This is a genomic window from Streptomyces sp. H51 (assembly GCF_035656535.1).
In the GTDB taxonomy this organism is placed as follows: Bacteria; Actinomycetota; Actinomycetes; order Streptomycetales; family Streptomycetaceae; genus Streptomyces.
The window spans coordinates 1-12,507 of sequence record NZ_JAYMHD010000087.1 but is presented as its reverse complement, the minus strand read 5'-3'; the positions used below and the strand labels follow the sequence as shown (position 1 = coordinate 12,507).

General features: G+C 71.1%; 10 protein-coding genes. 7 read left to right on the top strand and 3 right to left on the bottom strand.

The window, feature by feature from the left end:
- Positions 1-129: 129 nt before the first annotated feature.
- From VKA29_RS33695 to VKA29_RS33670, 6 genes are all read left to right on the top strand, one after another.
- Entirely contained in the window at positions 130-834 is a 705-nt protein-coding gene (locus VKA29_RS33695) for a Crp/Fnr family transcriptional regulator (RefSeq protein ID WP_324789848.1), read from the top strand.
- Between the two features lie 141 nt (positions 835-975).
- Entirely contained in the window at positions 976-1,758 is a 783-nt protein-coding gene (locus tag VKA29_RS33690) for a hypothetical protein (protein WP_324789847.1), read from the top strand.
- The gene (locus VKA29_RS33685; RefSeq protein ID WP_324789846.1) at positions 1,751-4,111 is read left to right on the top strand and encodes a hypothetical protein; all 2,361 of its coding nucleotides are present in this window, start codon (positions 1,751-1,753) and stop codon (positions 4,109-4,111) included. Before VKA29_RS33690 ends, VKA29_RS33685 begins: the two co-directional genes overlap by 8 nt.
- On the top strand, positions 4,108-5,196 hold the full coding sequence (locus tag VKA29_RS33680; RefSeq protein WP_324789845.1) for a hypothetical protein: 1,089 nt from the start codon (positions 4,108-4,110) through the stop codon (positions 5,194-5,196). The genes VKA29_RS33685 and VKA29_RS33680 overlap by 4 nt, the downstream gene beginning before the upstream one ends.
- Positions 5,197-5,323: 127 nt before the next feature.
- Positions 5,324-6,787, top strand: a complete 1,464-nt coding sequence (locus VKA29_RS33675) for a DUF4407 domain-containing protein (RefSeq protein ID WP_324789844.1) — start codon at positions 5,324-5,326, stop codon at positions 6,785-6,787.
- A gap of 158 nt (positions 6,788-6,945) precedes the next feature.
- A complete protein-coding gene (locus tag VKA29_RS33670) occupies positions 6,946-7,578 on the top strand; it encodes a Pycsar system effector family protein (RefSeq protein ID WP_324789843.1) in 633 nt (210 codons plus the stop codon).
- Here the strand turns inward: VKA29_RS33670 and VKA29_RS33665 are convergent.
- Entirely contained in the window at positions 7,559-8,596 is a 1,038-nt protein-coding gene (locus tag VKA29_RS33665) for a hypothetical protein (protein ID WP_324789842.1), read from the bottom strand. The genes VKA29_RS33670 and VKA29_RS33665 overlap by 20 nt on opposite strands.
- A gap of 341 nt (positions 8,597-8,937) precedes the next feature.
- On the opposite strand from VKA29_RS33665, the gene VKA29_RS33660 reads away from it, so the two are divergent.
- Complete coding sequence (locus VKA29_RS33660) at positions 8,938-10,569, top strand: MFS transporter (protein ID WP_324789841.1); 1,632 nt, start codon at positions 8,938-8,940, stop codon at positions 10,567-10,569.
- A 34-nt stretch (positions 10,570-10,603) separates the two neighbouring features.
- On the opposite strand, the gene VKA29_RS33655 is transcribed toward VKA29_RS33660, so the two are convergent.
- Positions 10,604-11,458 (bottom strand): hypothetical protein, encoded by an 855-nt coding sequence (locus VKA29_RS33655; RefSeq protein ID WP_324789840.1) that lies wholly within the window; start codon positions 11,456-11,458, stop codon positions 10,604-10,606.
- Between the two features lie 129 nt (positions 11,459-11,587).
- Positions 11,588-12,421 (bottom strand): endonuclease/exonuclease/phosphatase family protein, encoded by an 834-nt coding sequence (locus VKA29_RS33650; protein WP_324789839.1) that lies wholly within the window; start codon positions 12,419-12,421, stop codon positions 11,588-11,590.
- Between the last annotated feature and the right edge of the window lie 86 nt (positions 12,422-12,507).

Below are 12,507 nucleotides of genomic sequence, written 5' to 3'. Positions count from 1 at the left end.
ATCCGGCTGCAAAGCAAGGAAACAGGCCACATTCCATCGGTTTTGTTTTCCGCCGCACGACGCGGCGGCAGCATGGTCGGGCATGTGAACGGCGTCTGCCGCGCCGTGGGGAAAGCGTCGGGGGTACTGGTGAATCACGCGTGGCCGTCGTCCACTTTTCTCGGCCGGTTACGGGCCACGACACGGGAAGAACTCCTCCGTCAGGGCACCCCGATCACCTACCCGACGCACCGCACCCTGCTGCAACAGGGCGACGAGAGCCGGCACGTCCTGCTGATCACCAGCGGTGTCGTGAAGGTGGTCGCCAGCGCGGAGAGCGGTTACGACATGCTGCTCGCCGTCCGGGTCGCGGGTGACCTGGTCGGCGAGATGGCGGCGTTCGAGGAGCGCCCCAGGTCCGGCACGGTCATCGCGTGCAGCGACGTCACCGCGCGGATCATCCAGGTGCAGGCGCTGGAGAACTTCCTCAGCCGCCACCCGGACGCCATGCGGGCCATCCTCCACATGCTGTGCGCGCGGCTGCGCTGGGCCAACCGGCGGCGGATCGACTTCCAGGCATACGACTCGCTGACCCGGCTGGCCCGGGTCCTCGCCGAGTTGTGCCAGGCCTACGCCCAGCCCGTCCAGGACGGCGACGGCACGCGGTGCGACCTCGGCGTCACGCTCACCCAGAAGGAACTCGCGTCCCTCGCCGGGCTCGCTCTCAACACGGCCGAAAAGAGTCTGGCGGCGCTGGCAGCCATGGGGCTGGTGGAGCGCAGTTACCGCAGCATAACCATCTGTGACGTTCCGAAACTCCTTGAATTCGCCAAAGTCGTGGCCGACAACCCGTAGTGATACGGGATCACCTCGCTCGGGCTCTCCTAGCCTCTCGGGCAGCACTTCGTGGGCAGTGTCTGCCCTTTGCACGCCTGCCCAGAGAGGAATGATCGGGTGGCTGAGTGGCCCGGGTTTCACCCCTGTACCTGTATAGCCGTGGACGCGCAGGCCTACGGCGGCAACAACGACCGTAGGCAGTCCGAGATCCAGCACGACCTGCCGCGGCTCCTGGACCGCGCGGCCAGGAGCGCCGGCCTGGACCGCGCGCGGTGGCAGATCCAGCGCAAGGGCGACGAACAGCTCGCCGTCCGCCCCCTGGACGGCGCGGAACCGCGACTGGTCGACGACTACGTCCGCCATCTCGCCGCCGAACTGCGCGAGTACAACGCCCAGCGGGTCCCCGAGGCCCGGATGCGGCTGCGGCTCGTCATCCACCAGGGGCTCGTGGAGCTCGCCGACAACGGCTTCGCCGGATCGGCCGTGGTGGCGACCGCGCGCCTGCTGAACGCCCCCGCGCTCTACGACGCCCTGGCCGCGCACCCCGGTGCCGACCTGGTGCTGCTGCTGTCCGACGACGTCTTCCGCTCGGTGGTGGAGGGCGGTCACACCAGCCTGCGCACCGAGGACTTCACCCGCGTCACCGTCCAGGTGAAGGAGTACCGGGCGGTGGCGTGGCTGCTGGTGCCCGGGACCTCATCCGGTGAGCGCACCACCGCCTTTCACGAGCCCGGGGCCGCGGAGAGGGGGAAGCCCACGGCCCCGGCACCGGGGGAGCCCGCGGCGGACCGGTCGGGGCCGGCCGCCGCGGGCGGTGCGGGCGCCGCGGGCGGGGCCGCCATCAGCAACGAGTACCGGGCCGACAAGATCAACGTCACCAACGTCGCCGGCCCCGTGGACGCCCGCGGCGCCGTCTTCGGCTTCGGAGGCGGCGGTGGCTGACACCCGGGACCGTGACACCCGGGACCGTGACACCTCGGGCCGTGACGCCCGGGGCCGTGACACCTGGGACCCGGACGCCGAACCTGCCGTGCCGCCCGTACCGCCCGTCCCGGCCCCCGACGACGGCACCGCGGCGCCCGCCCCGGACGACGCCGGTGACGCCACCTCGCGGGCCGGGGAGGAGTCCCACGGCCCCGGCGGCGGGCCGGACGGCGGCCCGGACGCGGGCCACGACCGCCGGCAGCAGCCGGACGAGCGGGCCGAGGACGACCGCGGCTACGACGATCTGCGCCGCTTCCACCAGCTCGTCAACAACAACTTCTACGGCACCGTCGATGCCTCCGGGGCGGCGTTCGGGTTCGGCGCCGCCGCGTCGCCCGGTCTCGCCCCCGGCATCATCGAGCCGGCCGCGACGGACCGGGCCCTGCGGTTCTACGTCCCGCCGCGGCCCTGTTTCGACGAGGCGTCCGACAAGCTGCGCCGCAACGGCCTCGTGGTGCTGACCGCGCAGGAGGGCAGCGGCCGCGGGGCTGCCGCCCTCGCCCTGCTCAGGGAGATCCTCGGCAGCCAGGCCGAACTGCGCAGCCTGTCGCCCGCCAACGCCCTCGCCGAGCTGGCCGCCTCGCCGAACCTCAAGCCGAAACAGGGCTACGTCATCCTCGACTACGTCGGCGAGCTGCACGTCGAGGCCGTGCAGACGTACGAGATCGGGCGGCTGAGCGAGGAACTCCGCCGCCGCGGCTCGTACCTGGTGATCACGGCGGGCGACCCGGCGCGCCGGCGGCTGGCGCTGCGGGACCACTGCGTGGCGTGGCGGGCGCCGGACCCCGTGGCGCTGTTCGAGCACTGCACCCGGCAGTTGCCGCCCGCCGTCGTCGAACCGGACACCGAGCGGGAACTGCTGCGGCGGGTCGGCGAGCAGCAGCGTCCGGCGGACGTCGTCGCCGCGGCCGTGGCCCTGTCCCGCGACGGCGCGGAGGCGGCGCTGGACATGCTGCGGGACGGGGACCAGGACCGGGTCCGGGAGTGGTTCGGCAGACAGCCGCCGGCGGACGACCTGCTTCCGCTCGCCGCGCTGGCCTTCCTGGAGGGCATCCCGGAGCGGACGTTCGAGGAGCAGTGCGCCGCGCTCGCCGCTCATGTGGGCAGCTGGCGGCAGAGCGGTGAGACGCCGGCCGCGGAGCCGGACGGCTCGCCCGAGGACCTGCTGACCGGCGCGGTGGCCGACCAGTCCCGGGCCCGCTGGCGGGACCGGGCGGTGGGCATCGTCACCACCGAACACCGTCCCGGCCCCGGCCGGGACGGCGTGCGCAGCGAGCGGCGGCTGGTCTTCGCCTCGCCGCGCGTCCGCGAACTCGTCATCGCCGAGCTGCACGACCTGTACGGCTACGGACTCTGGTACCCGCTGCGCAGGTGGCTCGGCGAACTGGCCCTGCTGGGCGACCTGGACACCCGGACGGAGGTGGCCCGGGGCGTCGCCCTGCTGTCCCGGTACGCGCTCGCCGACGTCGACGAGAACCTGCTGAAGGTGTGGTCCGAGGGCGTCACCAGCCAGCGGGTGACCGCCGCGCTGACGCTCCAGTTCATGTGCGAGGCCGAGCATCTCGCCCCGCAGGCACTGAACATCGTCGTCGGCTGGGTGGACAACAACGGTCCCGGGCGAGCCGTCACGGCGGCCATGGCGCTGACCGGCCGCCTGGGCACGCTCTACCGCCTGGAGGCGCTCAACTGGCTGTGGTTCCTGGCGCAGCGCGGCGAGCGGATCGCGTTCTCGGCCCGCCGCTCCCTGGTCCTGCTGCTGCAGACCGCCGAACAGGACCCGCAGCGTGCCCTGTTCACCATCCGGTACGTCCGGACGGTGATCGGGAGGACCGCACCGGGCTCCCGCGAACGGTCGATCGCGCTGCGAACCGCCGTCCAACTTCTGGAAGCCACAAGGCTGGAGGCCCCCGAGCCGGTCACCGCGGAACTGCTGCGCGGCGTCCCGGACAGCGCCCGCCACCTCGGGGCGCTGTGGGCGGACGTCCTGCACAGCGGCAACCGGAGCCGCGCGGTCAGCGCGCTGTGCCGCACGCTCGTGGACCTGCGCGACGACCCGTCCGTCACCGGTGCCGTGGGCCGGCTCGGCGAGGCCATGCGCGACGCCATGAACCAGCGCCAGTGGGCGGCCCTGTGCCACCACCTGTCCATCGCCCTGCGCCACCCCGACTACGCGATCCCCGGTGCCCGCCGGCTCGCGCAGGTGCTCCTCGGATCACTGCGCGGCCGACCGCCGGCCGATTCCCGGCGCTCCGCCGGGTCCCTCATGCCGACCACTCCCTTTCCTTCCGCCCGAGGAGGCCGAAGCAAGTGAACTACCCGGTCATAGCCGAGCACGTCCTGGCCACCGTCCAGGGCACCTGGTGGTCCCGGCGCCGCCGCCGCGAGGACGTGCCGCCGCTGCCGCCCGGCGCGGTCTACGTCTTCCGGGTCGGCGGGAACTACCGCACCTTCCCCGAGGGGATGGTGTTCGACCCGTCCCACCCCGACGTGCTGGAGGCGTCGTCGGTCAGCCTGGTCGACACCCGGGCGCGCCTGGTCGAGGTGGAGCGACAGCTCCCGTCGGTGAGCGAGGCGGACACCTTCACGATGCGGGCGTCGTTCACCTGCCAGGTGACCGACCCGACCGTCATCGCCCGGCAGGGCATCATCGACGTCACCGTTCCGCTGCGCGCCTACCTGATGGGCGACAGCGACCTGCCGAGGGTGAGCGCCGGGCACCGCGTCGAGGAGGTCAACGCGGTGCGGACCGAGGTCACCCACCGGATGACCGCCTACAGCGCGATCGTGCCGCCGCGGGTCGCCGGAACGAGCGTCGAGTTCGTCAGCGCCGAGGTGCACGCCTCGGACGACCTGCGGGACTGGGAGCAGAAGCTGCGCGACGCGCGGCGCGACTGGGAACTGCGGCGCGGCAAGCGTGCCTTCGAGACGCAGGACGCGCTGCAGGTCGCGGAACTGCTCTCCCAGGGGTCCGACCACGTGGACGCCTTCGGCATCGTCCGGGAGGAGATCGACGTCACCGAGGCGGCGGCCCGCATCCACCGGATCGCCGACGAGGCGTCGGCCCGCCGCGACAAGGCCGAGACGGCGGACCGGGCGCACGCGCAGGCGCGGGAGACGGCGGAGGCGCAGATGCGCCGCGACATGGTGCTGACGCTGCTGCGGCAGATGAGCGGCAGCGACTACGTCGACTATCACCAGGTCCTGGAACAGGTACTGCGGGGGACCGGCGGGCAGGCCGGGCAGGCCGCGCCGGGCCTGCCCGGCATCGGCGACGGCGCGGACGGCCGCATGGTCGAGTCGGGGCGGCCCAGCCCCGACCGCGCGGCGCCGGGCCGGGGCGGCTCGCGCGACCCGCGGGGCGGCTTCGTCACGGACGAGGACGATCTCGTTGACTGACTTCCTGACGAACCCGGTCAAGGCTTCCGGCCCGGCTGCTGACGTGGCTTCCGGCCCGGCTGCTGACGTGGCGTCCGGCGTGGCATCGGGCGTGGTTTCGGGCGTGGCGTCCGGCGTGGCTTCGGGCGTGGCTTCCGACGCCGCCCTCGGCGCGGCCTTCGGCACGGTGGACGACCGGGCGACGATCGACGGGGCCGGTACCGCCCGTACCGCCCGCCCCCGGACCACCGTCGGCCCGCCGCCCACCGGTGGTCCGGACGACGGCCCCTCCGCCCGCGCCCCCCGTCACTCCGCCCGCACCTCCCGGCGCGCCGTCGGTTTCGATCTCGACGCCGGGCGACGGCTGCGCGCCCTGACCGGCGTCGACGAGGAACTGCTCGGCAGGATCAGGTACGAGCGGAGCAAGTACACGGCACTCGGCGGGGTGGTGCTCGGGACCTCCGTCATCGCGGCGTTCTCCATGTGGAACTTCGCGACCGAGGCGATCGGCAGAGTCTCCTTCGCGGCCGTCGTACCGACGGTCATCTGGATGCTGTTCGTGCTCAACCTCGACCGCTGGCTGGTCACTCCGCAGCCGAACGCGCGGCGACGGCTCGGCCCGCTCCTCATGCGCCTGCTGATCGCCCTGATGCTCGGCGCGGTGATCGCCGAACCGCTCGTGCTGCGCATCTTCCAGACCGCGGTGGAGGAGCGCATCGCCGACCAACGTACCGACGTCATCGACGAGTTGCGCACCAACCTGGTCCGCTGCAACCCCGTGCCGTCCACCATGACGGTGGTGACGCCGGAGGGCTGCGACAGGGGGTACGTCCTCTCCTTCGGCGCGACGCCCGGCGAACGGGCCGAGGAACTGGCGTCCCTGCGCTCGGACGCCGCGTCCCTGCAGAAGCGGGTGGACAGGGACACCACCAGGCTGGAGGCCATCGACTCCGAGGTGCGGGACGAGTGCCGCCGGCTGATCCGCATCGCCGCCACCGGCCTGTACCAGCGGACGTCCGAATGCCTGCGCCTGCGCGACAAGGCACGGGATTACCGGACCACCCACCGCACCAGCGAGAACGAGAAGCGGCTGGCCGGCATGAACAGCCGCATCTCGAAGATCGAGTCCCGGCTGACCTCCTCCCGCGGCGCGTTCCTCAAGGCCCGGGCCGACGGCATCCAGCAGCGGCTGGACCAGGAACGCGCCAAGCAGAAGGAGATCGGCGTACTGGAGAGAATCCGGGCGCTTGACGAACTCGCGAGCGGGAACCCGGTTCTCTTCATGGGCATCTGGCTCGTCCGCCTGCTGTTCGTCCTCCTCGACGCACTGCCGGTCCTGGTGAAGTACCTCAGCGGCGAGACGGCGTACGACCGGATGCTCACCAGCGAGAGCAACAGCGCCGTCAAGATCCACAGCGAGGAGGTCCGGCTCGCCGAGCGCCGGGTCATGGCGGATCTCGAGATCGCCCAGGACGCCATCGAGCAGAAGGTCCGGCGCCACCGCGCCGAGTCGGAGGCGGCGTTCCGCGAGCACACGGCCGAGATGAACATCCGGGTCCGGCAGGCGGTGAACGCGCTGGAGGACGAGATCCGCCGCTCGTCGACGGTCTGACGCACCCGCCGCACCAGGAACGGCACGGGCCGCCGTTCCTCGTACGTACCGGCAGGGCACGGGCCAGGCCGGCCACGTACCGGGAACGGCGGCGAGCACCACGGCCGCCCCGCACGCCGGGGCGGCCGCCCGCCATCGACGGAAAGGACGGGGAAGGCATGACCACACCGCAAGGCGACACCGGAACGGCCCCGGCCCCGCCCCCGGACCTGGCCCCGGCCCCGCCCCCGACACCGGGCCCGGACGCCCGCACCGCGGCCGGTGCGGGCGCGGCCGGTGAAGGCGCGGCCGGTGGGGGCGCGCCCGACGGGGGCGCGGCACTCGCCAGGGTCCTGCTGTCCGAGGCGCGCGAGGAACTCGCGAAGGCCGACAACAAGGCCGGCCTGCTGCTGGCCTCCCTGGGCGCCGCCCTGACCGCCCTGCTCGGCGCGATCGGCAGCGGCGTCATCGCCCCGCGGCAGTACGCGGTCGTCCCGCAGCTCCTCCTCTGGGTCGGCTGCGCCGCCTGCGCGCCGGCGCTCGTCCTGCTCGGCCTGGCCGTGACCCCGCGGCTCGGAGACCCCCGCTCCTCCCGCACCCACTGCTTCGGCGACGCGAGGACGGCGATGTCGGCCGCGCAACTCGAACGGACGGTCCGCCGTACCGACCCCGTGTCGCGGGACCTGCGCCAACTGGCGGCCCTGTCGCGGACCGCCTGGACCAAGTACCGCTGCATTCGTCAGGCACTGGTGTGGGGCACGGCCTTCTTCGCGCTCACCCTGCTCGGCATCGTCATGGGAGCGGTGACCTGACCGGGACGCCGCCCGATGTCCCGCCGATGCTGCCCGATGACTCCTTGACGCCCTCGACGAGGTCGCGGACGAGACCGAAGAGTTCACGGCCGAGCGAGCGCCCGGCGGCGGCGAACAGTTCGGGGTACAGGCCGGGGAAGGTGTTCTCGTCCACGATGACGGGCCGCCCGTCGCACACGATCAGGTCGAAGCCGACCAGCGGCAGGCCCAGAGCCCGCTGCGCACGCTGCGCGAGCCGGGCGTGCGCCGGGGGAACCACGCAGCCGTCCACCTCGCCGCCCACCCCCTCGGCGTCGTACACCTTCACCGCGTCCGCGGACAGCCGGGCGAAACGGTGCCCGCGCTTGCGATAGCCGTACATGAGCGTGCCGTTGACGAAGGTGGTGCCGGTCCAGTCCGCGGGGTCGTTGGGGTAGAAGCGCTCCAGCAGGAAGGCGCTCTCCGTGGTCGCCGCGAGGGTGCTGTCCAGGTAGTCCGCGAGGTCGCGCAGGGTGGCGAAGTCCTCGATCAGCAGGACCCCCTGACCGAAGGATCCGCGCCTGGGTTTCAGCAGGGCATGGCCCCACTCCGCGACGACGGGTGCGGCGGCGGCCGTGTCGCGCCGGTCGAACAGGATCGTGTCGGGCACGGGGAGACCGGCCCGGGACAGCCGCAGGTGCGCCCGGTACTTGTCGAGACCGGTCGAGAAACGCGCCGGATCGGGGACCACCGGGATGTCGAGGCTGAGGGTGCGCAGCGCCTCAAGGGCGTAGCTGCCGGGGTCCCGGGACACCCAGGCGTGCCAGAAGTACAGGTCGAGGTCGTTGAGGCAGACGTCGCCGCAGTGGACCTTGCCGTTGCGGATCCAGGAACGGCCGATGTCCAGGCCGTGGTGGAACTCGACGTCCGTGAGATCCGCCAGCAGTTCCATGAGCAGCGCGTGGTCGTCGGCCGGGATCCTGCCGATCTCCGGGTGCGCGGGCGCCGCCCCCGGCCCGCCACGGCCGGCGAACGGCAGGAAGGTTCCCACTCTCAGCACGGGCGAAGCCCTTCCGGGAGGCGGCTGGGGTGCGTCTCGGGCCGGTCTCCGATCACCACGACGGACCCTCTCACCACAGCACACGTCGCCCGGGCCCGCACCTCGGCACGGCGGCGATGCCCCGCATCCAGCCGCACGGTGCGGTGCCGGGGGCGACGCGGGCGCGTCCGCGGGAACGAACGGCGCACGACGTGCACTCTGGATCGGAGCGAATCGTAGCGAATCGGAGTGAATCGGGGCGACGGCGCTGGTCGTCGGCCGGCCCACGGAAGCTCGGACGACAGAAGGGCACCGTGAAGCGGCGAAACAGAGCGAAGCGGTCCGGGCGAGAGGCCGGCGCCGTGGCATCAGGAACCCTCCGGACGCTGTTCGTCCTGCTGTCCGTCGAGAACTTCCTGATCAACTACACCTCGACCGCCATGAACGTGGCGCTGTCGGCGATGGTCAGGGACCTGCACACCTCACTGACCGGCGTGCAGTCGGCGATGTCCCTGTACGCGCTGGTGGTCGCCGCGTGCATGATCACCGGAAGCAAGCTCGGCGCGCGCCACGGCTACGCGCGGGCTTTCGTCGTCGGCGGACAGATCTTCGCCCTCGGCGCACTGATCACCGCCGTCGGCCCGACGCTGCGGTTCATGCTGCTCGGCTGGTCCCTCCTGCAAGGGATCGGCGTGGCGCTGATGCTCCCGGCGCTGGTGTCCATGCTGACCGAGTCCTTCACCGGAGCCGCCCGGACGAAAGCCCTGTCGACCCTGGGCATCTTCGCGGGCATCGCGTCGGGGGCCGGCCCCGTCCTGGGCGGCCTGATCACCAGCTACCTCAACTGGCGGCTGTCGTTCCTCCTGGAGGCGGTCATCACGCTGGTCGTGCTGGGGCTCATGCGGCGGAAGGTGAGCCCCGAGCGCTTCCCGGCGCGCCCCGGGCAGCGCTTCGACGTCCTGGGAGCGGCGCTGTCCGCCACCGGCTTCGGGCTCCTCGTCATCGCGACCCTGCTGGTGGGGCGGTACGGCCTGATCAAGGACCGGCAGGACTTCGAGGTCTTCGGCACCACCCTGCTCCACCGCGGCCAGGTGTCCCCCGTGCCCCTGCTGGCCGGCGTCGGGCTGGTGATCCTGGTCGTGTTCGCCGTATGGGAGCGGCACCTGATCAAGCACGGCAGGGACCCGCTGGTCCGGCTGTCGGTGCTGCGCAACCGCACGATCCGCGCCGGAACCCTCACCCTGGTCATGCAGATCCTGGTGCCCACCGGCATGCTCTTCCTGGTGCCGGTCTTCCTGCAGACGACGGCCGGGTTCGACGCGCTGCGCAGCGGGGTCACGCTGTTCGTGGTGCCGGTGGGCCTGACGGCGGCGGCCTCGACGGCCGCCAGACTGATCGGGGACGGCCGGATGACCCACCGCACGGCCCAGATCTGGGCGTTCCTCTCCATGGCCGTCGGCTGCGTCGCCGTCGCCGTCATGTTCGACCCGCATCTGCAGGATGTGCCGGCCATCGGCCTGGCGCTGGCCCCGGGCCTCCTCCTCGTCGGCATCGGCCGGGGCCTGGCCACGACGGCGACCGACCTGGTCCAGTCGGCGCCCCCGCCGGAACAGGTGAGCGACGTGACCGGCCTCACCCGCACCGCCACCTACCTCGGAAGCTCCTTCGGAGTCGCGCTCGCCGGTGCGCTGATGACCACCTCGCTGCTGCTCGCCTTCGAGGCGGGGACGAACGCCAGCACGGTCCTGTCCTCCGGCCAGAAACAGTCCGTCCAGCACACCCTCGAGCACCAGGTCCAGACCAGCGTCGCGACCGACGCCGCGGTACGCGCGAAGGCCGAGTCCCAGGGCGTGACGGGCACCGCGGCTGACGAACTCGTACGCATCAACACCCGAGCCAGAGGCCAGGCCCTGACCGCCGCCTCCCTGGGCATGGCCACCCTGGCCCTCATCGGCCTCCTGCTGGCGCTGAGGCTGCCCCGCGCGCGGACCTGAGGCGGGCAGCGCCGCTCCGGGGGAGGCGCTGCGCCTACCGGCGTCCGGCGAGCTCCGTCAGCAGTCCGTCCTGCTGCTGCGCCCTGAGTATGTCGGCGTGGAACTTCGTGTAGATTTCCGCCGCCCTGTCCAGCGCCTTTTCGATGTCCTGCTTGTCGAGGTCCATCGCGTTCAGCTGTCCTCGATAGAGATAGAGGAACGTGTTGAAGCCGATCTTCTTGAGGTCGACCGCGGACTTCACCATGACGAACGCGCTGACCTTCTCCGCGTTCGTCCTGATCCCCTCCGCCTTGACCTTGCGCTGCCATGCTCGCAGGTCGAGGCGGATTATCGAGTACTCCTCGGTGAGGACGACGTATTTGTCGAGCGTGTCCTCCGACGCCTCGGCCGATCCGAGGAAGTCTTCGAGGGCGTTGGAGATCAGATTGCTGACACCATCGATGATCTTGTCCTGGGATCCGCTGCAGAACGAACTCAGGGCGTCTTTGACCTGCGACCCGATCTTTTCCACATTGTCTTTGTGGTACGCGTGTGTCTGGGCCGTGTTGTCCAGCACCGCTTCGATCGGGACCTTCCTGTCCTGGTCGCTGCCGGCCGTGATCAGAGACTTCTCGATCTCGGCCCGGAACAGTTCCACCTTCGTCTGCCCGAGAGCGTCAAGTGCCTCCAGGGCTTCCTCGGCGGCGCCCTTCATCGGCTCCGAAGTGTCGATGCTCTTGACGACTCCGCTGATGCTTCCCATGTGACGTTCCTCCGCTTCTCCGAATACCGGAACGCCGGCACCGCGCGGTCCCCCACCGGCAAGCAGAAGTGCCGTGACGAGCGGCTCCAGCGGCTCCGGGCTTTCCCGATGTGGAAGAAGTCGTGTAACCGACACCCCGGCACTCATGCGGCATTCCTGCCCGATACCCGACGAATAACCCGATCGGCCCATGCAGGCTTGCGGCCGTCGCACTCACTGCCTACCCTGCGCCGCGCGAACACGAGAACCCTCCCGGCGGCGCGGTTCTCGCGCAGGTCAGGGAGTCGGCAGCGTCAGGGTCGCCTGGACCGGACAGTGGTCACTCGGCCACTGTCCGGCCTCCCGGTAGATGTTGATCGAGGCTGAGCGGACCTTGACCTCCGGTGTCGTCAGGATCCAGTCCTGGCGCTCATCGACCGGCGCCGGGTCCCGCCAGTCGTTCCAGGTGGCGTACGGCACGCCCGGTTGTTCGGCCACCGTCCACGCGTCCACCAGCCGCCCGTCGCCGACCAGGGTGTCGTACACCTTCTCCCCTTCCCGGGCGGAAACGTTGAAGTCGCCGGTCACGATGCAGGGCAGTCTCGTGTCGAAGTACGGCAGGCGTTCCGACGCGTTGTTCATCTGGTCCCGGATCATGGTCGCGCTCGCTCGGCGCGACATCTCGCTCTGATCGTCGGCGTGTGTGTTGACGGCGTAGAACTGCCCGCCGGAAGTCGTGTCCTGAAAACGCACCCAGGTGACCATCCGGGGCGAACCGGATGTGGCGTCCCACTTCTTGCCGATGGTCAGCGGGTCTTCTTCGCAGATCCAGAAGTGCTCGTACTCCTGCGGCACGAGCCGGTCGGTGTCGTAGAAGATGGCCATGAACTCGCTGTGGCTACCGCCCTCCCGGCCTTCGCCGATCCAGGAATACCGTCGTTCGTCCTGCCGGGACAGGTCCTGGTGAATCTGCCGGAGCTGGCCGAACAGCCCCTCCTGAGTGCAGAGCAGATGCGGGAGTTCGGCGGTGAGCAGGCGGGCCATGACGGGGCGCCGCGTCGACCAGGAATTGGCGGAAGCGGGGGCCTGGTCATCGAACTTCACGTTGTAGGTCATGATGCTGAGTTCCACGGAACGTTCCTAGGGTCTGTCGTCAAATGATCTTTGGTCGGGGATCATGGTCGGGTGATACGTCGCCATGAACTGTCGGATGCCGA